This is a genomic window from Rhodococcus sp. 14-2483-1-2, from assembly GCF_002259405.1.
Lineage (GTDB): Bacteria > Actinomycetota > Actinomycetes > Mycobacteriales > Mycobacteriaceae > Rhodococcoides.
This window is the reverse complement of the sequence record NZ_NPFW01000017.1, coordinates 213,785-239,229: the sequence shown is the minus strand read 5'-3', so window position 1 is coordinate 239,229 and position 25,445 is coordinate 213,785. Positions and strand designations below refer to the sequence as shown.

Sequence of the window (25,445 nt, the reverse complement as noted above, 5' to 3'; positions counted from 1 at the left end):
GTGAAGTCCTTCTACGTTCCCCTGCCGATCGTCGCGGCCGCTCTGAAGCCGTTCTATCGCGTCGCGCTGAATTCGCGCTTCTCGTTCCGCACGCAGCGGCTGATCCTCGAAGCCGGGGCTCCGCTGCAGACGCTCCCGCACGGAACCGTCGCGCAGAAGTTGACGCTCGCCGGGCGTCGGGCAGAGCGCATCACCGTCGGGGCGACCGAACGCGACACCGCGATTCTGTACCTGCACGGCGGCGCGTACACGATCGGTTCGATCAACACGCATCGGTCACTGGCCGCACATCTGGCCCGGGAATCGGCCAGCGCGGTCTACGTGCTCGACTACCGGTTGGCCCCGGAGAATCCGTACCCGGCAGGTCTGGACGATGCCGTGGCGGCGTTCCGCGAGCTGGTCCGAGTGCACGGATTCACTGCGGACCGTATCGCCATCGCAGGCGATTCGGCGGGTGGAGGTCTGACGGTGGCCACCGCCCGACGTCTGGTGGACGACGGCACCAGCCCGGCGGCCCTCGGCCTGATCTCGCCGTGGGTCGATCCCGGTGCGCGCGACGCAGCCAAGGACCGCGATCTCGTGGTCAACACCGGGTGGTCGTACAGCTCGGCCGACGCCTATCTGGGCGCGGGCGACCCACTTGACCAGGGTTTCGCCCCACTGTTGGGAAATCTGGACGGGTTGCCCCCGATCGTCATGCACGTCGGTACCGACGAGGTGCTGTACGCGCAGATCACCGCGTTCGCGGACAAGCTGCGACTGTCGGGTGTCGAGCTCGAACACGTGGAATACAAGAAGCTCTGGCACGTGGCCCATCTACAGGCATCGATCCTGCGGGAGGCGGCCCAGGCCGTCCATCACATGGGCTCGTACCTGGGCCGCAAGGTCAGGGCAACGCAGACGAGCACAGTGTCACAGGTTGCGCTCACCGAGCCAGCGGCCGGCGACCTCGCCTGACGGAACACCACTGCGGACCTCGCCGATCATGTCGGCGAGGTCCGCAGTCGTCAGCTCCCCCGCCACCACCGAGAACGACCTCAGAGCGCTCTCGCTGAGCACTCCGTCGACGTAGAGCGGAACCACGTTCTGCGCCGGGTACACATGATCGTCGTCGGGCAGCGTGGTCAGATCCTTCGCCAACGGGCCGAACGACGCGGTGCGAATCGCGAGCGCGGCCACCGCACCGGAATTCAGGTCGTCGACCGCGAACTGTGCGTCCGGGTACACCATGAACTCGGAGAAACCGGCCCCGGTGAAGGAGGGACTCCCCACGCCTTCCGAGATCACGTCCGTCGGGTGTACCTGCCCCTCGACCGTCCCCACCGTTGCTTCGTTTCGACGCAGAAAGTCCGTCACCGTTTCCCCGTCGGCTGCCGACGTGCCAGGAGCCACCGCAATGGCAAGTCGATCCTCGGCGGTGGCGTAGTCCCCCACCGACAACCCGGCAGGTAGTGATCGGTTCAGTTCGGTGTACACGTCCTCTGCCTCGGTTGCTGCCGACAGAGTGTCGAACGTGCGCAACAGCTCTCCGGTCAGGTCGGGAACCATCGTCACCTCACCGCGGTCCAGCGCCGCGAGGTAGTCGGCCCGATCTCCCAGGTCTTCCTTCACCTGGACGTCCGCTCCCGTCGACCGCAGTCCCCCGGCGTAGATCTGCGCGAGCAGCCGCGAAAGATCCGAGCTGCCCGCTCCGACGACGACGGGCACGGCAGCAGGGTCGGTCGACGCGCCGGCACTGCAACCACCGACCAGTCCAGCGATCGACATCACCAGGGCCGCTGCCAGAACCGACGATCGCACTGTCATTTTCTCCTGTTCACTGCCCGGGTGGTTTACCGATCTCGGCCGCGGGGCACTAGTGCGAACGAGACGGTAGTCGAACCAACCTTATGGGCACGCTGGTTTCGACTACCATCCCGAGCAGCCCGAGTCCTGGTTCCTTCGATGCCCCCGCAGCGCGGGTGGGGTCGACAGGAGATGGGTAGGACTGTGCCCGAACCGATGGAAGGACACCATGACCACCTCCCGAATCACGCGCGCGTTCTCCGCTCCGAGGGCAGTGGCCGCCGTGGCCGCACTCGCTCTCTCGGTCACCGCTCTGACCGCCTGCGGCGGAAATTCGGATCCACTGTCCAGCGGGGGCGGCGAGAGCAACAGCGACACCAACTCGATCATCATCGGCTCGGCCAACTTCCCCGAGTCCGAGACCGTGGCGAACATCTACGCCGAGGCCCTGCGCGCCAACGGTTTCGAGGTGAGCACCAAGCTCAACATCGGCAGCCGTGAGGCCTACATTCCCGCAGTGCGAGACGGGTCTATCGACCTGATCCCCGATTACACCGGCAACCTGCTGCAGTACTTGGACGAATCCGCGACCGCCACGTCCTCCGAGGACGTCCTGGCCGCATTGCCTGCTGCACTGGGCGACGACCTCACCGTGACGGCGCAGGCACCGGGCGAGGACAAGGACGCCGTCGTCGTCACTCGCCAGACCGCCACCGAGCGCAACCTCACCACCATCGGCGACCTCGCCCCGTTCTCGTCCGAGGTGACCTTCGCCGGTACCCCGGAATTCCAGGAACGCGTCGGCGGCCTGCCCGGTCTGCGTGACAAGTACGGCCTGGACATCTCACCCGGCAACTACATTCCGATCTCCGACGGCGGCGGCCCGGCCACGGTCGAGGCACTCGTCTCCGGACAGGTCGTCGCGGCGGACATCTTCACCACCGCGCCCTCGATCGCACAGAACGATCTTGTCGTCCTCGAGGACCCGGAGAACAATTTCGCTGCCCAGAACATCATTCCGGTGCTGCGTACGGCCAAGCAGTCCGACAAGCTCACCCAGGTTCTCGACGCGGTATCGGCACAGATCACCACCGAGGAGCTGATCGCGCTGAACACCTCGGTCTCGGGCGACGAGAAGGTCGAGCCCGCAGCAGCGGCAGCCGCGTGGGTCCAGGACAAGGGTCTGGATCAGCCGGTCAGCTGATGATCACTTTCGAGCAGGTCAACAAGACGTATCCGGACGGCACCACGGCCGTCGACTCTCTGGACCTGGTGATCGAGCCACACTCGTTCACCGTGTTCGTGGGGCCGTCCGGCTGCGGCAAGACCACGTCGATGCGAATGATCAACCGCATGATCACGCCCACCTCGGGCGTGATCACGGTCGACGGTCGCAACATCGCGGACATCGACGCGGTGAAGTTGCGCCGCGGCATCGGGTACGTCATTCAGAGTGCCGGGTTGTTGCCGCACCGCACCGTCGTCGACAACGTCGCCACGGTGCCGGTACTCAACGGCGAATCACGTCGCGCTGCGCGCAAGGCTGCACTCGACGTCCTCGAGCGCGTCGGCCTCGACCCGGCATTCGCCTCGCGCTACCCGGCGCAACTGTCCGGCGGGCAGCAACAGCGAGTGGGCGTGGCCCGGGCGCTGGCCGCCGACCCGCCGATCCTGCTGATGGACGAGCCCTTCAGCGCGGTGGACCCGGTGGTTCGTGAAGAACTTCAGATCGAGATGCTGCGACTGCAGGCCGATCTGAAGAAGACGATCGTCTTCGTCACCCACGACATCGACGAAGCCGTCCGGCTCGGCGATCGCATCGCGGTTTTCGGACCCCAGGGCCGATTGCAGCAGTACGACAAGCCGGAGACCGTACTCGCCGCCCCGGCAACGTCTTTCGTGGCGTCGTTCGTCGGCCGCGATCGCGGCTACCGTGGACTGTCGTTTCGGTCGGCACAGGCGGTGACCATGCACCCGATCCACACGGCGACGGAGGACGAGATCCACGGCCTCCGACTGGACCAGGGTCAGTGGGTCCTCGTCGTCGACGAGCAGCGCCGTCCACTCGGGTGGATCGACGCGACCGGAGTCGAGAAGGTGCGCGACGGCCGGAGCATCGACGACAGCACGGCAGCGGGCGGCTCGCTGTTCCTCGAGGGTGGCGATCTGCGTCAGGCACTCGACGCGGCGATCTCCTCGCCCTCGGGAATCGGTGTCGCGGTCGATTCGGCCGGAGCGGCCGTGGGTAGCGTCGACGGCGCAGAGATACTCGAACACCTTGCTGCACAACGTAAGTCGGAGGACTCCGAGCGCAACCGGCACCACTTCCTCGCCAGCGGGGACACCGAACAGTGACCTGGCTGCTGGACAACTTCGATGTGGTTCTCGGCTACACGAAAACGCACCTGTATCTCTCGCTCGTCCCGCTGCTGGTCGGGTTGCTCATTGCCATCCCGCTGGGCACCGTCATTCGAAACACTCGCTGGGTTCGTCGAATCACGTTGACGGTGGCCAGTATTGCGTTCACCCTTCCCTCGCTCGCGCTGTTCGTCACCATCCCCGCGGTGGTCGGGCTACCGGTGCTCGATCCGTTGAACGTCGTGATCGCCCTTGCGGTGTACTCGACCGCGCTACTGGTGCGCGCGGTGCCCGAGGCACTCGATTCGGTACCGTTCGCCGTGGTCGATTCCGCCGAGGCGATGGGCTATTCGTCGCTGCGGCGAGCAGTGACCGTCGAACTGCCACTGGCGCTTCCGGTGCTGATCGCCAACATCAGAGTCGTGGCGGTCACGAACATCTCGCTGGTGTCGGTCGGCTCGGTCATCGGTATCGGCGGTCTCGGCCAGCTGTTCACCCAGGGCTACCAGCGCGACTATCCCGACCAGATCTTCGCGGGCATCATCTCGATCGTGTTCCTGGCGTTGATCTTCGACGCGGCCCTGTACCTGCTGGGCCGTCGACTCACTCCGTGGACGCGGCTGAGCACGGGCTCGTCGAAGAAGAAGGCACGCGCATGAATCTCTTCTCCGAGGCGTTCTCGTACATTCTCGACGGCGGAAACTGGGCCGGCCCCACGGGAATCGGCACTCGACTGACCGAACACATGTGGTACAGCCTGTTGGCGGTGTTGCTCTCGGCTGCCGTCGCGGTTCCGGTCGGTCTGCTCATCGGTCACCTGCGCCGCGGTGAGGCCGTCATCGTCGGGCTCGTCAACGCGCTGCGGTCGCTGCCGACCCTCGGCATTCTCGTGTTTCTGGTTCTGGTGATCGGATTGGGTCTGGTCCCGCCGATCATCGCGTTGGTGCTGCTCGGCATTCCTCCGCTGTTGGCAGGCACGTACTCCGGTATCGCCAACGTCGACGCCAACGTCGTCGACGCCGCCCGGGCGATGGGGATGACCGAAACCCAAGTTCTGTTTCGGGTCGAGATTCCCAACGCGCTGCCACTGATCCTCGGCGGGTTGCGTAACACCACACTGCAGATCATCGCCACTGCGACCATTGCGGCCTACGTCAACCTCGGTGGGCTCGGCCGCTACATCTTCGACGGACTCGCGCTCTACGACTACGGCCGCGTTCTGGTCGGCGCGATCCTGGTGGCTCTGCTGACCCTGATCGTCGACGGCCTTCTCGCCCTCGCAGTGTGGACGTCCGTTCCGGGAACCGGTCGCCTGCGGCGGATGCCGACCGGACTCGCGAAGGTCTGACTCGTCCCACGACGAAAGACACCGGCGAACCACAGGCCCGGGTGGGGGCCGGATTCGCCGGTGTTTTCTTTCCGTTTTCCTACGCGACGCCCTCGGCTCGCGCTGCTGCCGCAACTGCGTCCGCAACGGCCGGGGCGACACGAGGATCGAGTGGGCTCGGCACGATTTTGTCCGCAGCCAACTCGTCGCCGAGAACCGAGAGGATTGCCTCGGCAGCGGCGAGCTTCATGCCTTCGGTGATGCGACGGGCACCCGCGTCGAGCGCGCCCTTGAACACACCGGGGAAGGCGAGAACATTGTTGATCTGGTTCGGGAAGTCACTGCGACCGGTCGCGACGATGGCGGCGTACTTCCTCGCCACCTCCGGATGGATCTCCGGATCCGGGTTGGACAGCGCGAACACGATGGAGTCCGCGGCCATCGAAGCGATGTAGCTCTCGTCGATCCTGCCCGCGGACAGACCGAGGAACACGTCGGCTCCGGCCAGGGCGTCGGCGGCTCCGCCTGCCAGCGCACGGGGGTTGGTACGCGCAGCGAGATCGGTCTTGACGCCGGTGAGATCCAGGCGATCGGAGGAGACGATCCCCTTCGAGTCCAGCACCACCACGTCCCGGATGCCGGCCAGAAGGAGCATGTTGGCGCACGCCACACCTGCTGCCCCGGCTCCGGAGATGACGACCTTCAGCTCGGAGGTGTTGCGGCCCTGTACCTTCGCGGCCCCGTTGAGCGCGGCGAGGACGACAATGGCGGTGCCGTGTTGGTCGTCGTGCATGACCGGGCACTCCAGCGCCTCGACGACGCGGCGTTCGATCTCGAAGCAGCGCGGCGCCGAGATGTCCTCGAGGTTGACGGCACCGAAGCTGTGGCGCAACCGCACGATGGTGTCGACGATCTCGTCGACGTCGTTGGTGTCGAGCACGATCGGGATGGAGTCGAGGCCCGCGAACTTCTTGAACAGTGCGGCCTTGCCCTCCATCACCGGCAACGATGCGCGAGGACCGATGTCGCCCAGGCCGAGCACTGCGGAGCCGTCGGAGATGACGGCGACGAGGCGATCGGTCCAGGTGTATCGCTTGGCCAGCGCGGGATCGGCGGCGATGGCGCGGCTGACCTGGGCCACTCCTGGGGTGTAGGCGATCGAGAGATCGCGCTGTGTGTCGAGCGGCGCTGCCAACTCGACCGACAGCTTGCCGCCGAGGTGCCCGGCGAAGATCTCCTCGTCGGTGATCGCTGCCGGCCCTGCCGGTGCGGTGTGTGTTGCTGCGGTGTCTTCGACTGCCGTCACGGTGAAAGCTCCTCGCACTGTCGACCTCGACCAGCAAGGCGACGAAATGTCAACGAAGTGAGTGGTGGAAATGAGGGCCGTCGGAGTGCGCCAGTGCTGGCTGCAAACTGCCGAGAGCGTGTCTCGCATGTGAGGCGGGTGTGCCTGCACGATCAGCGATGGGCTGTAGCCCTGTCGGTGCCCCAGTGTGCCACATCGCCACCCCACCTGACCACAGAGTCGAGAGCGGGCAGATTTATGCCACCACGGCTTCTACTGCCACCATTGTGTCCACAGGACGAGGCCGGTGACGACGAAGACCACGATCGCCCCGAGAACAGCCGAGAAACCGCGACGGTGATCGGCGATGCGCTGCGCGAACACGGCCACGACCGCGGCGACGATGTGCGCGGCGACCGAGACACCGCCCGGACCGGGGAAGCCGCGGGAGTGGCCCAGGTACTGCGTGACGGCGACGCCGATGGCGAGTACCACCAGTCCCGCGGTGACGATGCCGCTGAGCCCGCGCAGGAATCGGAGCCCGTACGACGCCCCGGTCATCCGCCGGCCACGAATCCGCGAACCGAATCCGCGATCAACTGCACCGCGATGGCGGCGAGCAACAGACCTGCGATGCGCGCCAACAGCGAGATCCCGCCCTCCCCGAGGAGCCGGATCAGCGCCGTCGAGAATCGCAGCACCAGGAAGAACAGAACGTGAATGGTGATGATGCCCAACGCAATTGCCAGGAACGAACCGACGTCACCGTCGGCCTGACTGACGTAGACGATCACCGCGGCAATGGCACCGGGGCCGGCCATGAGCGGAGTCCCCAGCGGCACGAGTGCCACGTTGACGTCCTCCGCGGCGGTGTCGCCGCCAGCCCCCTTTCCGGTGAGCAGCGACAACGCGATGAGCAGCAGCAGCAACCCGCCTGCGCCCTGCAGTGCCGGGATGCCGATGTGCAAGTAGCTCAGGATCGCCTGACCGCCGATCGCGAACACCGAGATGACGGTCAGCGAGACCGCGGGTGCCTGCCACGCGGCCTTGTTGCGTGCTTCTTTGCTCTTGCGGCCCACCAGTGACAGGAACACCGGGATCGCGCCCGGTGGGTCCATGATGACGAACAGGGTGATCAACACCGTCAGGTAGAGCGTCACGTCGAATGTCATGGGAGTGCCGCCGCAATCAGACGGTCGTATTGTTCTGGGGCCGTGGTGTATTCGCCCAGCTTCACCGTCTTGTTGGTGCCGTGGTAGTCCGAGGATCCGGTGACGATCAGGTCCAGTTCGGCGGCGAGATCGGCCATCACCGCGGTGTCCTGCGGCGAGTGGTCCATGTGGTGCACTTCCACTCCCCCGAGACCGCGCGCTGCGAGTTCGCGAATGTGATCGAGGTCGAGGATGCGACCGCGGGCACGAGCTCTGGCGTGCGCGAGCACACTGACACCGCCTGCCGCGGCGATCATGTCCACCGCGACCTCGAGGGGGGTGTCGACCTTCTCGACGTAGTACTTGCCGCTCGTCGCCAACGGACCGGCGAACGCGGCATCCATGTTCGGAACGTAGCCGGCGTCGATCAGCGCGCGGCCCAGGTGCGGTCGTCCGGCAGCGTCTCCGGCCGAGGCCAGCACCGCGTCGGGGTCGATGGGCAGACCGTCCGCCGCCATCTTCTCGGCAATGGCACGCAATCGAGTGACCCGCTCGCCGCGCAACCGAGCGCGCTCGCCCGCGAACGCCTCGTTCGCGGAATCGAACAGATACGCGAGCAGGTGCACCGGAACCGGCTCGCCGTCCTCGCCTCGCCCGGTGCAGGAAAGTTCCATGCCGCGCACGAGCGTGAGACCGGGCGGCAGTGCCGAGGCCGCTTCGTCCCACCCCGAGGTGGTGTCGTGGTCGGTCAGAGCCACCACCGACAGTCCTGCCTCGGCTGCGGCGTGGACCAGCTCGGTCGGGCTGTCGGTGCCGTCGGACGCCGTCGAGTGGGTGTGGAGATCGATGAGCACCTGCACAGTGTTCCAGGCCCACTCTCTCGTCGTTTTGCTGGCGTACGATTGCCCGCCATGCCGTCCCTTCCACCACGCCCGTCGCTGCCGTCACTGCATCGACGATCGGCCAAGGCCGGTCCCGAGCCGACACCGCGGATTCCGGTGCCCACGGCCCGCGCGATCGTCGACTGCGCGGTCTACGTCGACGGTGCTCGACTTCCCGGCAGATTCACTCACACCTCGGCCATCGCAGAGGTGCGTGCCCGCGGCGAGGGATTCGTGTGGGTCGGTCTGCACGCACCCGACGAGCACCAGATGAGCGCGATCGCCCAGTGCTACGGCCTGCACGAGCTGATGGTCGAGGACACCGTCCACGCCCATCAGCGGCCCAAGCTCGAGCGCTACGACGACGTCGCGTTCCTGGTGCTGCGCACGGTGAAGTACGTCGAGCACGAGTCGGTGACGACCGCCAACGAGATCGTCGAGAGCGGCGAGATCATGGTGATGGTCGGCCGTGACTTCGTCATCACCGTCCGGCACGGAGAGCATTCGGGGTTGGCCGGCGTGCGTCAGCGCCTCGAAGCGAACCCCGAACAACTCGCCCTCGGTCCGTCGGCGGTCCTGCACGCGGTGGCCGACCACGTCGTCGACGAGTACCTCGCGGTGACCGACTCGATCGAGCGAGACGTCGACGGCATGGAGGAGGAAGTGTTCTCGCCGCACCACCACGTGCCCATCGAGAACATCTACCTCCTCAAGAGGGAGGTCGTCGAGCTTCGCCGATCGGTGACACCTCTGTCGACGCCGCTGGCGCGTCTGGTGCAGGAGCCGAGCGTCCCGAAGGCCGTGCGACGGTATCTGCGCGACGTGCAGGACCATCACACGACGGTCGCCGAACGCATCTCCGAGTACGACGAGGTGCTCAGCTCACTGGTCGACGCGGCGCTGGCGCGAGTGACGATGCAGCAGAACCTGGACATGCGCAAGATCTCGTCGTGGGTGGCGATCGCCGCTGTGCCGACGATGGTCGCGGGCATCTACGGGATGAACTTCGACAACATGCCCGAGCTGCACTGGACGTACGGCTACCACTTGATGGTCGCGGTCGTGTTGTGCGTCTGTATCGGACTGTGGCGGACGTTCCACAAGAACAACTGGCTCTAGGAGCTGGGCCCGGTTGGACGATGTCCAACCGAATCGAGCGGTCGTTGGTGATTGTCCCGACTGCTTCCACGTGACGAACCCACCGGTTCGTCCCGGATGAGACTGCAGAAGTCCTGCAGTGTCATCCGGAAGGGATCGATGAGAATCCGCTCGCTGGTACTGGCTTCGGCCGTGGCCATCATCTTTTCGTACGCCCCAGGGGCCGCGTCGGCTCAGCCGGTTCTCGCAGATCCAGCCGGTCCGCCGCTGACCGTCGCGAAGGCCGATCTCGACGAGGCCCTCACCTGCACCACCGATCTGCACGACGCCACCCGCGATCCGGTCCTGCTCACACCGGCCTTCGCCACCGATCAGCAGTCCTTCGGCTGGAACTACCTGCAGTCACTGCCGGCCGAGGGGATACCGGTGTGCAGCCTCTCCCTTCCCGACGAGGGGTACGGCGACCTGCAGATCGCCGCCCAGTACGTGGTGCACGCAGTCCGCACCATGGCCGCCGACAGCGGTCGCCAGGTCGTCATGATGGGTCACCAACACGGTCCACTGGACGAGCTCTGGGCGTTGACGTTCTGGCCGGACCTGCCCGCGCTGGTGTCGGATTTCATCTCGCTCGCCACCCCGTACAACGGCACCGACTCGGCGCGCTCGGGATGCGACGACTCGCAGGAGTGCCCGCCGGCGAACTGGCAGATCGCCACCGGATCGAAATTCCTCACCGCGCTCGCGGCGCGTCCGTTGCCTGCGGGACCCAGTTACACCTCGATCTTCACGACATTCGACCAATTGATCTACCCGCAACCGCACGCGAGCACTCTGGCCGGAGCCGCGAACATCGCCGTCCAGGACATCTGTCCGCTGCGGCCCGTCGAACACTTCGACATCATCGGCGACAACGTCGCCTTTCATCTCGTCCTCGACGCGCTCGACCACGACGGACCTGCTGTGCGCGAACGCATCTCGGACAACCTGTGTTTCAGCACCGCGATGCCGAACCTGCGCTACGACGCGCGTGCGGCGATCACCGGACTGAAGTATCTGGCCCAGGTACCTCGGCATCTGATCGACGATTCCGTCAGTGCCGAACCGGATTTGGCAACCTACGCGCGGTGAGTGGGCGTCAAAGACTGGCCGCGGACCGATTCGGATCGCGCACATCGATCCCTGCCTCGGTCCAGGCCTCCCGCAGGGCTGCGGCACCGCGTAACCGCACCCACGCCGCCTCGGTACCGGTCAACGGCACTGCGGCGAGGAAACGAACCGGATCGTAGGGCTCGGGCAGCGTCAGATCGGCGATATCACTGACTCCGAGCAGCACCGCGGTGAACGGCGCGTTGGTCCACAGCGGCTCGCCCAGGTCCAGCAGCGCATCCTCGACGAGAACGACGCCCTCCACCGCGGGAGAGGCAGCGAGCACGGCCAGGGACTTGTGCACGCCCGACGCCACGCCTGCCCCACCGCGAAGGGCCAGCACCAGTTCGGCGCGGGGGCCGCGCGAGGGATCTGCGACGAGTTCGTTGGGATCGGCCATGGGGTGACGAGAGCAGCCGAGACTGACGTACCGGACCACGTCGGAGTCCGCGCCGAATCTCAGCACGTCCAGCGACTCGAGGCCGAGGAAGGTCACCGACGCCGACGACGGATTCTCGTCGCCGATCTCGGTCACCAGATGTGCGCGTACCGCTGCAATGACACTGTCGCTCACCTGACCCATCCAACACCACCGATGCCCGAGAAGTCCGTTCGGAGGTACCACCGCACCGGAGGTGGGTACCGTCGTACCCGTGGTCTCCGTTCTCGCAGTCGCCGACGAAACGATCGAATCCCTGTGGAGTCCGCAGGTGAAGTCGCTCGGAGTCGACCTGATTCTCGGCGCGGGCGACCTGCCGTTCGATTATCTCGAGTACCTCACCGACGCGTTGAACGCACCGTGCGTGTTCGTGCCGGGCAATCACGACGCGGACCTCACCGGCTACTCGGCCGGACGTGCAGGCTGGATGCGCGCCGGGCTGCCCGCCACCTGGCCCGGACCGGTCGGTGCCGTCAACGTCGACCGTCGCATCGTGTCCGCGGCAGGCGTGCGGATCGCCGGTCTCGGCGGGTCCATCCGCTACAACGGTGGGCCCAATCAGTGGACCCAACGGCAGCAGCGACGGCGATCACGCACCCTGACCCGGACGTTCGCATGGCATCGCAACGTGCGCAAGGATCTTCGGCCCGTCGACATCCTGCTCACCCACAGTCCACCTCTGGGCGTCGGCGACGACACCGACCCCGCGCACATCGGCTTCGACTGCCTGGACGAGGTGACGCGCCGACTGTCCCCACAGTTGTTGTTGCACGGCCACATTCATCCGCACGGTCACACCCCGGACGATCTGACCCTGCACGGCGCGACGGTGATCAACACCGTCGGATACACCCTTCTCGAGATCGAACCGGGCGGCGAGAGAACGGATTTCGAGACACCGAAGATCGTGAGGCGCAGACATGGCACGTGACACCGGATTCCCGGCCGCCGATGCGGAGAACGACTTCACCCGCCAGCGCCGACGCGCCGACGTCGCACGTCTGGTCGGGTGGCTGCGTCGTCAACCCGACGACGTCAACACCATCCTGCCGTTCGACGAGGTCGTCGCGGCCCTCGGCAAGGTGGGCGAGCGTCACCTCGGCCTGCAGGTCATTCGCGTCGACACCATCGTCGGCAGCGTCGATCGCACACGCGACTTCGATCGCTTCTTCCGCCCGACATCGGCGCGCATCCGCGAACGTTGGCAGCGACTCGCGGCTGCTCAACGTCGCGGCGAAGCGATGCCGCCGATTCAGGTCTATCGCATCGGCGGAATGCACTTCGTCGTCGACGGCCATCACCGAGTCTCCATCGCGTTCGCCATGCACCGAACGTCGATCGACGCCGTCGTCACCGAGATCATCACCCGCATCTCCCCCGAGGGCATCACCCGACGTGGCGATCTGCTGATCAAGGATCACCGGCGCATCTTCCTCAGTCGAGTGCCGTTGGTGGGCAAGGCACGCGAGGCCGTTCAGGTGACCGATCCGTTCGATTACGCCCAGCTGAGCGAATCGGTGGAGGCATGGGGCTTCCGGTTGATGCAGGAGGTCGGTGAATTCGTCGACCGCGGTACCGTCGCGCGACGTTGGTTCGGTGAGGAGTACCTACCGGTGGTGCGCATGGTGCGCGCGGCGGAGATCCTCGAGGACCGCACCGACGCCGAGGCGTACCTCTGGATGAGCCGGGAGCGTTACCGCCTGGTGCGCGAACACGTCTGGAACGACGAGATCGTCAGCGAACTGCGGCAGAAGGCGCTGGGTAAGCCCACCCGTCCGCAGTGACCCCGTTCTCGTTTCCGTAGTCGACCGATGTCTGGTAACTACTTAGATGCGTTCAACATTTTTGTTCTCACGCGATTGTGCACTTCCATCACGTAACGAGGTAGTTCGTTCATGTCCACCCGCCGCATTCTGCTGCCCGGACTCTGTTTCGTCGTCATGACCCTCGCCGTCCTGCAGACGATGGTCGTACCCATCGTGGGAACCATCGGCACCCAGCTCGGGGTCAGCACCACCGCAGCCGGCTGGGTACTGACGGCAAACCTCCTCGCCGCGGTGATCGCCACTCCCGTGATCGGACGGCTCGCCGACCTGCACGGCAAGCGTCCCGTCCTGGTCGGTGTCCTGACCGTGGTGCTCGCCGGATCGATGCTGGCCGCCCTGACGGATTCACTGCTGTGGCTGCTCGTCGGTCGGGTGTTGCAAGGCGTCTCGTACGCCCTGTTCCCCATCGCACTGGCCGTACTGCGCGACGAGATGCCGCCCGCGAAACTGGTCGGGTCGATGGCAATCCTGTCCGGCACACTCGGTGTCGGCGGCGGGTTCGGACTGGTGTTGACCGGACTGCTGACCGCCAACGGTGCCGACTACCACCGCGTGTTCTGGCTCACTGTTGCGTTCGTCGTGGTCGCGCTCGCGATCGCCTGGTTCGGCGTTCCCTCGCGGCCGAGAACCAGCGGCGGCTCCGTCGACTGGTGGGGCGCTGCACTGCTCGCGGTGACTCTGCTTCTGCTGTTCCTCTCCCTGACCCAGGGCCGCACGTGGGGGTGGGGTTCGGTTGCCACCATCGGCTGCGCGGTCGTCGGTGTGCTGGTGGGAACCATCTGGTGGGTCTTCGAGAACCGCACCGACGAACCCCTCGTCGCACCCCGCATGCTCACCCACGGGCCGTTGCTCGCCACCAACGTCGCCACGCTCTTCGTCGGCGTCGGGATGTTCGTCAATTTTCTCGCGTGCTCGTTCTTCGTGCAGACCCCACGCGCCGTGGCAGGTTATGGCTTCACCGCCAACGTGCTCGAAGCGAGCGTCGTGTACCTCCTGCCCGGCGCGGCGGTGGGCGTGGTCGCGGCTGTCGTCAGTGGCCGTCTCATCCGGTCGTACGGACCTCGCCGGGTCCTGGTGGCGGGAGCTCTGATCGGTCTGATCGGGTTCGTGTTCGTCGCGCTCGCCCATGATCGGACCTGGCAACTGATCACCGCCGGTATCGTCATCAACCTGTTCGTCAGCCTCGCGTTCGCGGCCCTACCCAACCTGCTCATGGCCGAGGTCAGCGCAGCGGACACCGGAGTGGCGAACAGCGTCAACTCGATCGTGCGCACCGTCGGCACCTCGATCGCAAGTGCCACGCTGTCCACCGTGCTCGCCATGTTCACGATCGACGGAACGACCGTCGCCCGCGAAATCGTCTACACCGCGGCCTTCCTCACCGGTGCTGCAGCATGCGCCGTCGTCGCCCTTGCGGCCCTCGCCATCAAGAGCACCCCGCCGGATCGGGAATCGACCGTCGTTGCCGATTCCGAATCGACCGATGAGTCGGGGCCGAAGCTGGGAGCACTGCCAGGCGTCTGACGACAACCGACGACGACCGCACCGGTCCGACCAGGCCGGGAACAACGAAAACACCGGTCGTCGCCCTTGGGAGAACGCTCGTAATCTCCTGGGAGTCAGCCGTTTTCCCTGTCGCGGGCCCACCGTGTCGACCTAACGTCGGAGAAGTACGAACACCGACGAAAGGGAACACATGAACACCCGAAAGATTCTCACCCGCGCAGCAGTGACCGGGGCTCTGGTGGCCATTCCTCTGGTGGCGATGGCTGGCACCGCGTCGGCCGATCCGCTGTGGACCGATCGGGGCGACAACCACACCCGATACGACGACAACCGAAACGACCAACCGAACCAATTCGAGCTCCCCGAGCTGTTCCCCCAGGCACCGGCACCGCAGCTGCAGAACCCGGCACCGAACGTGGTGCCGTTCGACTTCTTCCAGGGCTACCAGCTGCCGAGCACCGGCTCTGCGTTCTGAGTGCTGCGCAGTGGTGTGGTCGAGTGCCCTCCAAGGCACTCGACCACACCACTGCCGTAGGCACTACAGCGTCAGGTTCGCACCCGAGGCCTGGTCGAACACCGAGATCTTCGCCGGGTCGAACCACAGTTCCACCTGACCACCCTCGGCGGCCTTGGATTCGGCGGCCAGACGTGCAACCACCTGTGCACCACCGAGATCGGCGATACCCGCGTCCGCTGCGAGCTCCTGCAGCTCGCTGGATTCGACCCGCGCGCCCTTGAGCGTGAAGTAGACGTACTTGTCGCTACCCATCGACTCGAGTACGTCGACGGTGGCGGTGAAGGTGGCACCGCTCATCTTCTGGTAACCGTCGATCAGAGCCGCGTCCTCGAAGTGCTCGGGGCGGATGCCGACGACCACCTCGCGGCCCGGGTTCTTGGCCTTGATCGCATCCATCCGCTCGAGCGGGATGTCGATATCGCCCAACGCGGTCGAGACACCGTTCGAGGTGAGCTGTCCGGGAACGAAGTTCATCGAGGGCGATCCGATGAAGCCGCCCACGAACAGGTTTCGCGGCTTGTCGTAGAGCTCTTGCGGAGAACCGATCTGCTGCACAAGCCCGCCGCGCAGCACCACGACGCGATCGCCGAGGGTCATGGCCTCGGTCTGGTCGTGCGTGACGTACACGGTGGTGGTGCCGAGCCGCTTTTGCAGGCGCGAGATCTCGGCGCGGGTCTGCACGCGCAGCTTCGCGTCGAGGTTGGACAGCGGCTCGTCCATCAGGAACGCCTTGGGTGTACGAACGATGGCGCGGCCCATGGCAACTCGCTGACGCTGACCACCGGAGAGATTCGCCGGCTTGCGGTCGAGATGCTGGCTGAGGTCGAGGATCTTGGCTGCCTCCTCGACCTTGCTGTTGATCTCCGACTTCGAGAGCTTGGCGAGCGTCAGTGGGAAGGCGATGTTCTGCCGCACCGTCATGTGCGGGTACAGCGCGTACGACTGGAAGACCATCGCGATGTCGCGATCCTTCGGTGCCTTCTCGTTGACGCGCTCCCCCGCGATGCGCAGCTCGCCGGACGAGATGTCCTCGAGACCGGCGATCATGTTGAGGGTGGTCGACTTTCCGCAACCGGACGGCCCGACGAGAATGATGAATTCGCCGTCGGCGATGGTGATGTCGACGTCGCTGACCGCGGCGGCGCCGTCGGGGTAGAGCTTGGTGACTTTGTCGAGAACGATTTCGGCCATGACGGTTATCCCTTCACTGCGCCGGACGTCAAGCCCGCCACGATACGTCGTTGGAAGAAGAGCACAAAAATGATGATCGGGATCGTGATGACGACTGCTGCCGCCGCGATCGACCCCGTGGGCTCCTCGAACTGAGAGCTACCGGTGAACTGCGAGATGGCCGCCGGGACGGTGACCGAACGTTCTGTTGCCGTCAACGAGATGGCGAGCAGCAGGTCGTTCCAGGCGAAGATGAACACCAGAATGGCGGCGGTGACGATGCCGGGGGCGGCCAGCGGGGCGATGACCTTGCGGAACGCCTGTGCGGGCGTCGCGCCGTCCATCTTCGCTGCCTTTTCGAGCTCCCATGGAATCTCGCGGAAGAACGCCGACAGGGTGTAGATCGCCAACGGCAACGCGAAGGTGATGTACGGGATGATCAGTCCCGGCCAGGTGTCGAACAGTCCCAGCGAGCGGGAGATGTCGAACAGCGGTGTCACCAGCGAGATCTGGGGGAACATCGCGATCAGCAGCGCCGCACCCACGAGCGCCTTCTTGCCCGGAAAGTCCAGGCGAGCAACGGCATACGCGGCCATCGTGCCGATCACCACGGCGATCACCGTGGTGATCAATCCGATGCCGATCGAGTTCACCAATGCCGAGGTGAACTGGTTCGTCTGGAAGATGCCCTTGTAGTTCTCCAGGGTGAACGACTGCGGAATGAACCTGCCGTCCGCGATGGTCGCCGTCGACTTGAACGACAGGCTGATGATCCACAGCAGCGGAACGAGTGCGTAGAGCAGGACGAGGACGTTGACGACCGTCCAACCGACCTTCTTGCGAGGCGTAACAGTGGTCATTACTTGCGGCCTCCGTCGTCGGATCCCGGTGCCGATGCACCGAACAACTTGATGAACACGAACGCGATGATCGCGACGCAGAAGAAGATCAGGATGCTGATCGCCGACCCGAGTCCGAGGTTGAACGCACCGAAGAGGTTGTTGTAACCCAGAATCGAGACCGATCCGGTTTCGTTGCTGCCTCGGGTCAGGACGTAGATGTTGTCGAAGATGCGGAACGCGTCGAGGGTGCGGAAGAGCACCGCGACGAGGATCGCCGGCTTCATCAACGGGATGGTGATCCGCATCAGCCTGGTCCAGCCACCCGCCCCGTCGACCTCGGCGGCCTTGAGCAGGTCGTCGGGCACCAGCGCCAGGCCTGCGAGCAGCAGCAGCGCCATGAACGGCGTCGTCTTCCACACTTCGGCCAACACGACGATCGCCAGTGACGGGAACTGCTCGGTGAGCGGGGCACTGCCGTCGGGCAGCAGATTGGCGAGGTAGCCCGTGCCGGGGGTCCACGCGTAGTACCAGCTGTACGCGGCGGCGACGGTCACGATGCCGTACGGAATGAGCACCACGGTGCGCACCAGTCCACGGCCGAAGATGGTGCGGTGCATGACCAGAGCCACCGCCAGGCCGAGGATGAACTCGATGATCACCGAGATGATCGTGATGCCCGCCGTCACGCCGAACGCCGTCCACCAGTAGCCGTCGGAGAGCACGGTCACGTAGTTGGAGATGCCGACGAATTCACGATCCTCGGGGAATGCGAGGTTGTACTTCTGCAGGCTGAGCCAGAACGCGTAGATGATCGGGTACCCGGTGACTGCGATCATCAGCAGGGCTGCGGGTGCGATGAGCAGCAGACCCAACCGTCGTTCGGCCTTCTTGCCGTCGGAGACGTTCTTCAGAGCCGCCTGCTTGTCGACAGGCTGCGATGCGGGCTGTGACTCGGTGGTGGCGCTCATGGAATCAACCCTTCGGAATTGACGGCCTTGGTGACCAGATCGGCGAGCTTGTCCACGTCGGCAACCGGATCGATGTTCTGCGGCGGGTTGAGCGCATCGGTCAACAGAATCGAGATGCTCTGGTACGCAGGCGAAACGGGCCGGACGGCCGCCGACTCGATGGAACCGAGCACCCCTTCCCATGCGGGATAGACGGCCTGGAACTCCGGATCGTCGTACAGGCGTGCAAGCACCGGCGGCACACCACCGTTGACGGCGTTGTTGCGCTGGTTCTCCTCGTTGGTGAGGCACTCGACGGCCTCCCACGCGAGGTCCTCGTGCTGGGTGGTCTTGGCGACGCCGATGTTGAACCCACCGATGGTGACCTTGGCGGGCTCGCCCGCATCGACCTCCGGATACGGGGCGCTGCGGAAGACCTCGGCGATCCGCGCGTCCTGTTGGTCGGCAGGCACGTTCGACAGGTCGAGGAACGAGACGGCACCGGCGACGGCGTTCTCCTTCAGACCGGGCAGCACGAACGGGTAGTTGACTTGGAAGGCCATCCGTCCCGCTTCCATCCCGAGCCGGGAGGTTCCCTCGTCGCTCTGCGAGACCGACGGGTCGCGGCCATCGGCGGTGGCGACCCGCTTGATGATCTCGAGGGCCTTCTCAGTGGCGGCGCGGTGCTCGGGAGTGTCGTTGAGTGTCACCGTCGTTCCGTCTTCGCCGACGACCGATCCTCCTGCGCTCTCGAGCAGCGAGTTGAACCAGACCATGAAGCCCTCGTACTGCTTGGCCTGGACGCCGATCTCCGAGGGCCTTCCGGCGGCCGCATTGGCCTCGGCCACGTCGATCAGCTGATCCCACGTCTGCGGGGGTACCCCGTCCGGCACCTCGTCGGGCCGGTACCAGAGCAACTGGGTGTTGGAGTTGAGCGGAACCGCGTAGAGCTGGTCCTGCCATTCGGCCGTGGCGAGCGGACCTTCGAGGGTGGAGCCGTCGCGGAGCTTCGCGGACAGGTCGTCGGGGACGGGCAATGCCCATCCGGCTTCGGCGAATTCGGCCGTCCACACCACGTCGAGTGTCATCAGATCGAGCGTCCGGTCGTTGCCTGCGAGGCGCCGCGCGAGCTGGAGACGCTGATCATTTGCGCTCTTGGGCAGCGTTCGCTGCTCCACGCGGTAGCGACCGTTCGAGGCGTCCGAACACACCTGTGCCGCAGCGGCGTACTGCTCTGCGCCGTCTGCGGCAGTGTAGAAACTCAGAACCGGAACCGAACTGTCGGACGAACCACACGCTGCGAGCAACGGACTCGTCACCAGAGCCGCTGCCGCCAACACCCCTATCCTCGTTGCTTTTCCACGCCTACGACCACGATGTCTCGGCACTTTCCGCCTCCGTACGTTCAGTTACTCGCGCAGCACACTGTGTGGGACTGCCGTGCACGAAAGAAACGTAACCGAACTCACTGGCATTGAGGGGAGATTGGGGCTATTCCGTTACCTGTCGGTTGCCTGGTCGTCCACCAGGTGTGATCAGATCGACAGTTTCGCGAGCAGGTCGCGCGCTTTCTCCGCGGTACGGGGTTCGCAGAGGACGTCGTAACGACCGGCGACCAACTGCATGCTCGACGCGAAATCTCGCTGCCCCTTGGTGGCCGCGTACGGAATGGACGCCGAGATCAGGCCGAAGATGATCCCGCCGCCGACGCCGATGAGCAGAGCTCCGAGGATGTTCTCGCTGAAGATACCGAGGACCAGGCCGAGGAAAACGCCCAGCCATGCACCCGAAACAATGCCTCCACCAATCACTTTGGGCCACGTGAGCCGGCCCAAGACGCGCTCGACCTGCATCAGGTCGACGCCGACGATCGTCACGTCCTGTACCGAGAACTCCTCGTCGGACAGGTAGTCGACGGCGCGCTGCGCCTCGGCGTAGGTGGGGTAGGAACCGATCGGCCAACCGGAAGGCGGCGTCGGCAGTCCCTGCCCTGGGCGGCCCGACTGCGAGAGGGGATTAGTCATGACTCCATTGTGCCCCGAAACGGACACCCGGCACACCCGTTATAGCGGTTCACAGCAGGTTGACGGTCGGTCAGGACGTGGGCGGCACGAAGGCGGTCGTACGCGTCATTCCTGCCGCCCGGCCCTTCGCCGAGACGACGAGCGCCATCTTGCGGCTCGCCTCGTCGATCATCTCGTCGCCCAACATCACTGCGCCGCGGCCGCCGCCGGCCGCGGACGTGTGGAACTCGTACGCATCGAGGATCATCTCGGCCTTGTCGTAGTCGGCCTGACGCGGCGCGAAGATTTCGTTGGCCGCCTCGATCTGCGTCGGATGCAGCACCCACTTGCCGTCGAAACCGAGACCTGCCGTGCGGCCGGCCGCCCGGCGGAAAGCGTCGAGATCGCGAATTTGCAGATAGGGACCGTCGATCGCCTGCAGACCGTGCGTCCTGGCGGCGAGAAGAATGGTCATCAGAATGTGGTGATAGGCGTCGCCCGTGTCGTATCCGACCGGCTGCTCGCCGACGACCAGAGTGCGCATGTTGACGCTGGCCATCAGATCGGCGGGACCGAACACCAGGGTTTGCACCCGCGGGCTCGCAGTCGCGATCTCGTCGATGTTGCGCAGACTGCGGGCGCTCTCGATCTGCGGTTCGATCCCGATCGCACCGACGTCGAGTCCGTGCTCTTTCTCGACCTGGGTGAGCAGCAGATCCAGTGCCTGCACGTGCGCGGCGCACTCCACCTTCGGCAGCAGGATGGCGTCGAGAGCGCGTCCGGCACCCGACACGACGTCGATGACGTCGCCGTACGTCCACTGCGTCGTCCAGTCGTTGACGCGAACGACCTTGATCTGGTCGCCCCAGCCGTCGGAATTGAGTGCGTCGACGATGCGCGCGCGGGCCTCGACCTTCGCGATGGGCGCAACGGCATCTTCGAGATCGAGAAAGATCGCGTCCGCCGGTAGACCCTTGGCCTTGGCGATCATCTTGTCCGAACTGCCCGGAACGGCCAACACCGATCGCCGCGGGCCCGAAGTATTCACGACGAGCACAACCCCTGTCTGATTCACCCTCTGTATTGCGAAGCCTCTAACCTTGCCATCATGGCAGCACTGAGCAAGGTATTCGCGGCCAGGCTCGCCGGCCTGGGTGTCCTGGGCCCCGACGGCGAATCGATCGGACGGGTCCGTGACGTGGTGATCTCGATGCGCGTCGGTAGAGCGCAACCGAGAGTGCTCGGCCTCGTGGTCGAATTGGCAACTCGGCGAAGAATTTTCGTGCCGATGCTCAGAGTCACCAGCATCGAACCGAACTCGGTCCAGCTCACGACCGGGAACGTCAGTCTGCGGCGATTCACTCAGCGCGCGAACGAGATTCTCGTGTTCGCGCAGATTCTCGACTCCAAGGTGCGCGTCGACGACCCCGAGCTCGACGAGCTGCACGACGTCGATTCCATCGTCGTCGACCTCGGCATCGAACTCACCCGAACTCGCGACTGGGTGGTCGCACGGGTTGCGGTACGCAAGCAACGGCAACGGCTCGCGCGCCGTGGTGCGATCCACGTCGTGGACTGGCAGCACGTGCAGGGGCTCACTCAGAACGAACTGTCGATGCCCGATCAAGGTGTCGCACAGCTACTCATGCAGTTCGAGGATCTACGCGCGGCCGACGTCGCCAACGCGATGCGTGAGCTCCCCGTCAAACGTCGCATGGAGGTGGCGCGGGCGTTGGACGACGAACGTCTCGCCGACGTCGTCCAGGAACTGCCCGACGACGACCAGGTGGAAATGATGCACTACCTCGGCGTCGATCGCGGTGCCGATCTGCTCGAGGCCATGGACCCCGACGATGCCGCCGACCTCCTCGGCGAGCTGCCCGAGACCGAAGCGGAATCGCTTCTGCGACTGATGGATCCGGAGGACTCGGCACCGGTCCGCCGTCTGCTCGAGCACTCCCCCGACACCGCAGGCGGTCTGATGACCCCCGAACCCGTCGTACTCACCGCATCGACGACGGTGGCCGAGGCGCTCGCCCGGGTGCGCAACCCCGACCTGACGCCCGCGCTGGCCTCGCTCGTGTTCGTGGTGCGGCCACCGACGGCCACCCCCACCGGCCCGTATCTCGGCTGCGTACATCTGCAGCAATTGCTTCGAGAACCGCCGGCGAGTCTGGTCGGCGGCGTGGTGGACAGCGCGCTGCCGCGGTTGTCCCCCGAGGACAGCCTCACCGCCGTGACGCGGTACTTCGCGACGTACAACCTCGTCTGCGGCCCGGTGGTCGACGACGAGGACCACCTGGTCGGGGCCGTGACCGTGGACGACGTCCTCGATCACCTGCTGCCCGAGGACTGGCGAGATCAGGAAGTGGCCGGACAGTGAAAGAAACAGCACGCCAGAGAATGGACACTCCGCGCGGATCGCGGATGTTCAACGTCAATCTCGACTTCGATCTCGGCAAGTCGGGCGAGAAGGCTGCCAGATTCCTCGGTACCGGCCGCTACCTGGCAATCCAGACGGGCATCGTGATCGTCTGGATCTTCCTCAACGTCGTGGCCGTCAACCTCCGATGGGACCCGTATCCCTTCATCCTGCTCAACCTCGCGTTCTCGACCCAGGCCGCGTACGCGGCCCCGCTGATTCTGCTGGCCCAGAATCGGCAGGACGACCGAGACCGAGTCTCGCTCGAGGAGGACCGTTCTCGCGCACAACAGACGAAGGCCGACACCGAGTTCCTCGCTCGCGAACTCGCAGCGCTGCGCATCGCCGTCGGAGAAGTGGCCACCCGCGACTATCTGCGCCGCGAACTGGACGAGGTGAAGGCACTGCTCGAACAGGCGACGGGACAGCCGGTCGCAACTCCGAAGAAGTCACGCAAGAAGGCAGCCGGCCGGGTGCCGGAGGACGCATCGGGCCCGGATACGGCGACATTCGACCCCGAAGCGCACTAGACCCCTCCTCCGCTGATAACAGCCCGGTAACGGAACAGTCTCGAATCAGGTACCCTCGACCCCGGTCATCAGGTCGGGCCCCGGTTGTCATCCGGGGAAATCAGGAGGTACAGCACGCGTGGGTCGTCACAGAAAAGCATCGACTTCCAAGGTCCGACGGAATTCGGTGATTGCTCTGGCAGGTCTCGTCCCCGCAGGACTCGTCACCGCCGCCACCAGCGCCGGAGCCACGGAATACATCCCTTTCGTCAGTGCGAAAACCTCGCCTGCAGCGCAGGAATCCAACTCGGTGGTCGAGACCCCGCAGCCGATCGCCCAGGAGCAGCAGGCGCAACCGGTGGCCCAGGCCGAGCTTCCGGTACCCGCTGCGGTCCCGGCACCCGCCCCGGTCCCCGAGATTCCGCCCACACCCGAGCTGCCCACCAACCTCGCGGTCAGCCCCATCGCGATTCCGGTCGTCAACGTCTCGGCCTACAAGAACGCCGAGCGAATCCTGGCCCAGCAGCAGCCCGGCTGCGGCATCAGCTGGACCGTCATCGCCGGCATCGGCCGCGTCGAATCCACCCACGCCAACAACGGCAAGGTCGACGACTCGGGCGAGCTGCACGAGCCCATCCTCGGTCCACGCCTGAACGGCACCCTCGCGGGCAACCAGGTGATTCGCGACACCGACGGTGGAGCACTCGACGGCGACACCGAATACGACCGCGCAGTCGGCCCCATGCAGTTCCTGCCCTCGACGTGGAACCTCTACCACGCGGACGGCAACGGAGACGGCGTCTCCGACCCGCAGAACCTCTACGACGCGGCCCTGGCCACCGGCATGTACCTGTGCGACGACGGCACCGACATGCGCGACCTCGGATCGACCACCAAGGCGATCCTGCGCTACAACAACTCGATGGCCTACGTGGCGAACGTGCTCGCGTGGTCGGCCGGATACGCCACCGGCATCGTCCCGACGTCGGACCAGCTCCCGCGCATTCACTGATCGGGTGTCCGCGCCTGCCCTGCTGTCCATCGGGAGTCGGCCCACCGCCTAGCATGAGGCAATGGCTGTATTGACCGAATCCGACGTTCGGACCGCGCTCTCGAAGGTGATCGACCCCGAGATCCGCAAACCCATCACCGATCTGGGGATGGTCAAGAGCATCGACATCTCCGACGACGGAGCCGTCGGCGTCGGCATCTACCTCACCACCTCCGGTTGTCCGATGAAGACCGAAATCAGCGACCGCGTCAAGAACGCCGTCGCCGACGTCGCAGGCGTCGGCACCGTATCGGTCGAACTCGACGTGATGAACGACGAGCAGCGCACCGAACTCCGCAAGTCACTGCGCGGCGATTCCGCGGAGCCGATCATTCCCTTCGCGCAACCCGGATCCCTGACCCGCGTGTACGCGGTGGCGTCGGGCAAGGGCGGCGTCGGCAAGTCCAGCGTGACGGTCAATCTCGCCGCATCGCTGACCGCTCGCGGTTTGTCGGTCGGCGTGCTCGACGCCGACATCTACGGTCACTCCGTACCTCGCATGCTCGGCAACGACGCACGACCGACCCAGGTCGAGAAGATGATCATGCCGCCGCAGGCACACGGCGTGAAGTTCATCTCGATCGCGCAGTTCACCCAGGGCAACACCCCGGTCGTGTGGCGTGGACCGATGCTGCACCGCGCGCTGCAGCAATTCCTGGCCGACGTCTTCTGGGGCGATCTGGACGTACTGCTGCTCGACCTTCCGCCCGGCACCGGAGACGTGGCGATCTCAGTCGCTCAGCTCATCCCGAGCGCGGAAATCCTCGTGGTCACCACCCCGCAGCAGGCCGCGGCCGAGGTCGCCGAGCGCGCGGGTGCGATCGCACTACAGACTCGGCAGCGCGTGGCAGGTGTCGTGGAGAACATGTCGTGGCTCGAACTGCCCGACGGCACCCGCATGGACATCTTCGGATCCGGTGGCGGACAGGACGTATCGGACAGATTGACCAAGGCAGTGGGTGCCAGCGTTCCCCTTCTCGGCCAGATTCCGCTCGACACCGCCGTCCGAGAGGGCGGCGACGCCGGGACGCCTATCGTGCTGAGCAACCCGGAATCGCCTGCGGCACAAGCCTTGGAGGCGGTAGCTGCGAAGTTGGCAGTCCGCGAACGTGGATTGGTCGGAATGTCACTCGGCATCGATTCGGCGCGCAAACTGTAAGTCGCGCTTATACCCGACAAACG

Annotated in this window: 27 protein-coding genes; 15 read left to right on the top strand and 12 right to left on the bottom strand. The window is 65.5% G+C overall.

The genetic code is table 11. The features are described from left to right. Window positions 1-957 carry an alpha/beta hydrolase gene (locus tag CH295_RS16580; RefSeq protein WP_037191596.1) on the top strand — a complete coding sequence of 319 codons (957 nt, stop codon included), beginning with the start codon at window positions 1-3 and terminating at the stop codon, window positions 955-957. On the opposite strand, the gene CH295_RS16575 is transcribed toward CH295_RS16580, so the two are convergent. Beyond that, entirely contained in the window at window positions 913-1,806 is an 894-nt protein-coding gene (locus CH295_RS16575; RefSeq protein WP_094741315.1) for a glycine betaine ABC transporter substrate-binding protein, read from the bottom strand. The genes CH295_RS16580 and CH295_RS16575 overlap by 45 nt on opposite strands. 208 nt (window positions 1,807-2,014) lie before the next feature. On the opposite strand from CH295_RS16575, the gene CH295_RS16570 reads away from it, so the two are divergent. From CH295_RS16570 to CH295_RS16555, 4 genes are read left to right on the top strand one after another with little or no spacing between them, the layout of a single operon-like run. After that, complete coding sequence (locus CH295_RS16570) at window positions 2,015-2,989, top strand: ABC transporter substrate-binding protein (protein WP_094741314.1); 975 nt, start codon at window positions 2,015-2,017, stop codon at window positions 2,987-2,989. Continuing rightward, window positions 2,989-4,140, top strand: a complete 1,152-nt coding sequence (locus tag CH295_RS16565; protein ID WP_037191588.1) for an ABC transporter ATP-binding protein — start codon at window positions 2,989-2,991, stop codon at window positions 4,138-4,140. Before CH295_RS16570 ends, CH295_RS16565 begins: the two co-directional genes overlap by 1 nt. Beyond that, window positions 4,137-4,802, top strand: a complete 666-nt coding sequence (locus CH295_RS16560; protein ID WP_094633851.1) for an ABC transporter permease — start codon at window positions 4,137-4,139, stop codon at window positions 4,800-4,802. Before CH295_RS16565 ends, CH295_RS16560 begins: the two co-directional genes overlap by 4 nt. Then, entirely contained in the window at window positions 4,799-5,491 is a 693-nt protein-coding gene (locus tag CH295_RS16555) for an ABC transporter permease (RefSeq protein WP_037191584.1), read from the top strand. The genes CH295_RS16560 and CH295_RS16555 overlap by 4 nt, the downstream gene beginning before the upstream one ends. Before the next feature lie 79 nt (window positions 5,492-5,570). Here the strand turns inward: CH295_RS16555 and CH295_RS16550 are convergent, their stop codons facing one another. The 4 genes from CH295_RS16550 to CH295_RS16535 form a co-directional block, all read right to left on the bottom strand. Next, entirely contained in the window at window positions 5,571-6,776 is a 1,206-nt protein-coding gene (locus tag CH295_RS16550; protein ID WP_094741313.1) for an NAD(P)-dependent malic enzyme, read from the bottom strand. 252 nt (window positions 6,777-7,028) lie between these two features. After that, on the bottom strand, window positions 7,029-7,316 hold the full coding sequence (locus CH295_RS16545; RefSeq protein ID WP_094633853.1) for a hypothetical protein: 288 nt from the start codon (window positions 7,314-7,316) through the stop codon (window positions 7,029-7,031). Beyond that, complete coding sequence (locus CH295_RS16540; RefSeq protein WP_094633854.1) at window positions 7,313-7,927, bottom strand: MarC family protein; 615 nt, start codon at window positions 7,925-7,927, stop codon at window positions 7,313-7,315. The genes CH295_RS16545 and CH295_RS16540 overlap by 4 nt, the downstream gene beginning before the upstream one ends. Next, on the bottom strand, window positions 7,924-8,760 hold the full coding sequence (locus CH295_RS16535) for a PHP domain-containing protein (protein WP_094741370.1): 837 nt from the start codon (window positions 8,758-8,760) through the stop codon (window positions 7,924-7,926). Before CH295_RS16535 ends, CH295_RS16540 begins: the two co-directional genes overlap by 4 nt. A 57-nt stretch (window positions 8,761-8,817) precedes the next feature. Here CH295_RS16535 and CH295_RS16530 point away from each other — a divergent pair, with 57 nt between their 5' ends. Then, complete coding sequence (locus CH295_RS16530; protein WP_037191578.1) at window positions 8,818-9,906, top strand: magnesium and cobalt transport protein CorA; 1,089 nt, start codon at window positions 8,818-8,820, stop codon at window positions 9,904-9,906. A gap of 138 nt (window positions 9,907-10,044) precedes the next feature. Next, window positions 10,045-11,013, top strand: a complete 969-nt coding sequence (locus tag CH295_RS16525; RefSeq protein ID WP_094741369.1) for a lipase — start codon at window positions 10,045-10,047, stop codon at window positions 11,011-11,013. A 7-nt stretch (window positions 11,014-11,020) separates the two neighbouring features. On the opposite strand, the gene CH295_RS16520 is transcribed toward CH295_RS16525, so the two are convergent. After that, window positions 11,021-11,614, bottom strand: coding sequence for a suppressor of fused domain protein (locus tag CH295_RS16520; RefSeq protein WP_094741312.1), 594 nt, complete (start codon window positions 11,612-11,614; stop codon window positions 11,021-11,023). 70 nt (window positions 11,615-11,684) lie between these two features. Between CH295_RS16520 and CH295_RS16515 the strand changes: the two genes are divergently transcribed. From CH295_RS16515 to CH295_RS16500, 4 genes are all read left to right on the top strand, one after another. Beyond that, window positions 11,685-12,401 (top strand): metallophosphoesterase family protein, encoded by a 717-nt coding sequence (locus CH295_RS16515; RefSeq protein ID WP_037191692.1) that lies wholly within the window; start codon window positions 11,685-11,687, stop codon window positions 12,399-12,401. Further along, window positions 12,391-13,254 carry a hypothetical protein gene (locus tag CH295_RS16510; RefSeq protein ID WP_037191576.1) on the top strand — a complete coding sequence of 288 codons (864 nt, stop codon included), beginning with the start codon at window positions 12,391-12,393 and terminating at the stop codon, window positions 13,252-13,254. Before CH295_RS16515 ends, CH295_RS16510 begins: the two co-directional genes overlap by 11 nt. Before the next feature lie 111 nt (window positions 13,255-13,365). After that, window positions 13,366-14,820, top strand: coding sequence for an MFS transporter (locus CH295_RS16505; protein WP_094741311.1), 1,455 nt, complete (start codon window positions 13,366-13,368; stop codon window positions 14,818-14,820). Window positions 14,821-14,992: 172 nt separating this feature from the next. Further along, window positions 14,993-15,277 carry a hypothetical protein gene (locus CH295_RS16500; protein WP_037191572.1) on the top strand — a complete coding sequence of 95 codons (285 nt, stop codon included), beginning with the start codon at window positions 14,993-14,995 and terminating at the stop codon, window positions 15,275-15,277. Window positions 15,278-15,340: 63 nt separating this feature from the next. Here the strand turns inward: CH295_RS16500 and CH295_RS16495 are convergent, their stop codons facing one another. The 6 genes from CH295_RS16495 to CH295_RS16470 all read right to left on the bottom strand — a co-directional run bounded on the left by CH295_RS16495 (window position 15,341) and on the right by CH295_RS16470 (window position 21,329). Next, complete coding sequence (locus tag CH295_RS16495) at window positions 15,341-16,510, bottom strand: ABC transporter ATP-binding protein (RefSeq protein WP_037191571.1); 1,170 nt, start codon at window positions 16,508-16,510, stop codon at window positions 15,341-15,343. Window positions 16,511-16,515: 5 nt separating this feature from the next. Continuing rightward, on the bottom strand, window positions 16,516-17,349 hold the full coding sequence (locus CH295_RS16490; protein ID WP_032394107.1) for a carbohydrate ABC transporter permease: 834 nt from the start codon (window positions 17,347-17,349) through the stop codon (window positions 16,516-16,518). Then, a complete protein-coding gene (locus CH295_RS16485) occupies window positions 17,349-18,299 on the bottom strand; it encodes a carbohydrate ABC transporter permease (RefSeq protein WP_032394106.1) in 951 nt (316 codons plus the stop codon). Before CH295_RS16485 ends, CH295_RS16490 begins: the two co-directional genes overlap by 1 nt. Then, window positions 18,296-19,618: an extracellular solute-binding protein gene (locus tag CH295_RS16480; protein ID WP_094741310.1), complete on the bottom strand. Its 1,323-nt coding sequence runs from the start codon at window positions 19,616-19,618 to the stop codon at window positions 18,296-18,298. Before CH295_RS16480 ends, CH295_RS16485 begins: the two co-directional genes overlap by 4 nt. A 195-nt stretch (window positions 19,619-19,813) precedes the next feature. Further along, window positions 19,814-20,302 carry a YflT domain-containing protein gene (locus CH295_RS16475; protein WP_032394104.1) on the bottom strand — a complete coding sequence of 163 codons (489 nt, stop codon included), beginning with the start codon at window positions 20,300-20,302 and terminating at the stop codon, window positions 19,814-19,816. Between the two features lie 70 nt (window positions 20,303-20,372). Then, window positions 20,373-21,329, bottom strand: coding sequence for an HpcH/HpaI aldolase/citrate lyase family protein (locus CH295_RS16470; RefSeq protein ID WP_288143188.1), 957 nt, complete (start codon window positions 21,327-21,329; stop codon window positions 20,373-20,375). Window positions 21,330-21,389: 60 nt separating this feature from the next. Between CH295_RS16470 and CH295_RS16465 the strand changes: the two genes are divergently transcribed. The 4 genes from CH295_RS16465 to CH295_RS16450 all read left to right on the top strand — a co-directional run bounded on the left by CH295_RS16465 (window position 21,390) and on the right by CH295_RS16450 (window position 25,422). Next, complete coding sequence (locus CH295_RS16465) at window positions 21,390-22,664, top strand: magnesium transporter MgtE N-terminal domain-containing protein (RefSeq protein ID WP_037191563.1); 1,275 nt, start codon at window positions 21,390-21,392, stop codon at window positions 22,662-22,664. A 20-nt stretch (window positions 22,665-22,684) separates the two neighbouring features. Then, window positions 22,685-23,233: a DUF1003 domain-containing protein gene (locus tag CH295_RS16460; protein WP_052047740.1), complete on the top strand. Its 549-nt coding sequence runs from the start codon at window positions 22,685-22,687 to the stop codon at window positions 23,231-23,233. Window positions 23,234-23,351: 118 nt separating this feature from the next. Further along, the gene (locus CH295_RS16455; protein ID WP_037191558.1) at window positions 23,352-24,224 is read left to right on the top strand and encodes a lytic transglycosylase domain-containing protein; all 873 of its coding nucleotides are present in this window, start codon (window positions 23,352-23,354) and stop codon (window positions 24,222-24,224) included. A gap of 61 nt (window positions 24,225-24,285) precedes the next feature. Beyond that, the gene (locus CH295_RS16450) at window positions 24,286-25,422 is read left to right on the top strand and encodes an Mrp/NBP35 family ATP-binding protein (RefSeq protein WP_032394099.1); all 1,137 of its coding nucleotides are present in this window, start codon (window positions 24,286-24,288) and stop codon (window positions 25,420-25,422) included. Window positions 25,423-25,445: the final 23 nt, after the last annotated feature.

Bases quoted from the DNA above. Each gene is read 5' to 3' on its own strand.
- CH295_RS16525 (WP_094741369.1), top strand. From the start codon at position 10,045: ATGAGAATCCGCTCGCTGGTACTGGCTTCGGCCGTGGCCATCATCTTT.
- CH295_RS16450 (WP_032394099.1), top strand. From the start codon at position 24,286: ATGGCTGTATTGACCGAATCCGACGTTCGGACCGCGCTCTCGAAGGTG.
- CH295_RS16530 (WP_037191578.1), top strand. From the start codon at position 8,818: ATGCCGTCCCTTCCACCACGCCCGTCGCTGCCGTCACTGCATCGACGA.
- CH295_RS16505 (WP_094741311.1), top strand. From the start codon at position 13,366: ATGTCCACCCGCCGCATTCTGCTGCCCGGACTCTGTTTCGTCGTCATG.
- CH295_RS16500 (WP_037191572.1), top strand. From the start codon at position 14,993: ATGAACACCCGAAAGATTCTCACCCGCGCAGCAGTGACCGGGGCTCTG.
- CH295_RS16510 (WP_037191576.1), top strand. From the start codon at position 12,391: ATGGCACGTGACACCGGATTCCCGGCCGCCGATGCGGAGAACGACTTC.
- CH295_RS16555 (WP_037191584.1), top strand. From the start codon at position 4,799: ATGAATCTCTTCTCCGAGGCGTTCTCGTACATTCTCGACGGCGGAAAC.
- CH295_RS16490 (WP_032394107.1), bottom strand. From the start codon at position 17,349: ATGACCACTGTTACGCCTCGCAAGAAGGTCGGTTGGACGGTCGTCAAC.
- CH295_RS16540 (WP_094633854.1), bottom strand. From the start codon at position 7,927: ATGACATTCGACGTGACGCTCTACCTGACGGTGTTGATCACCCTGTTC.
- CH295_RS16460 (WP_052047740.1), top strand. From the start codon at position 22,685: ATGGACACTCCGCGCGGATCGCGGATGTTCAACGTCAATCTCGACTTC.
- CH295_RS16485 (WP_032394106.1), bottom strand. From the start codon at position 18,299: ATGAGCGCCACCACCGAGTCACAGCCCGCATCGCAGCCTGTCGACAAG.
- CH295_RS16465 (WP_037191563.1), top strand. From the start codon at position 21,390: ATGGCAGCACTGAGCAAGGTATTCGCGGCCAGGCTCGCCGGCCTGGGT.
- CH295_RS16520 (WP_094741312.1), bottom strand. From the start codon at position 11,614: ATGGGTCAGGTGAGCGACAGTGTCATTGCAGCGGTACGCGCACATCTG.
- CH295_RS16495 (WP_037191571.1), bottom strand. From the start codon at position 16,510: ATGGCCGAAATCGTTCTCGACAAAGTCACCAAGCTCTACCCCGACGGC.
- CH295_RS16545 (WP_094633853.1), bottom strand. From the start codon at position 7,316: ATGACCGGGGCGTCGTACGGGCTCCGATTCCTGCGCGGGCTCAGCGGC.
- CH295_RS16570 (WP_094741314.1), top strand. From the start codon at position 2,015: ATGACCACCTCCCGAATCACGCGCGCGTTCTCCGCTCCGAGGGCAGTG.
- CH295_RS16475 (WP_032394104.1), bottom strand. From the start codon at position 20,302: ATGACTAATCCCCTCTCGCAGTCGGGCCGCCCAGGGCAGGGACTGCCG.
- CH295_RS16575 (WP_094741315.1), bottom strand. From the start codon at position 1,806: ATGACAGTGCGATCGTCGGTTCTGGCAGCGGCCCTGGTGATGTCGATC.
- CH295_RS16565 (WP_037191588.1), top strand. From the start codon at position 2,989: ATGATCACTTTCGAGCAGGTCAACAAGACGTATCCGGACGGCACCACG.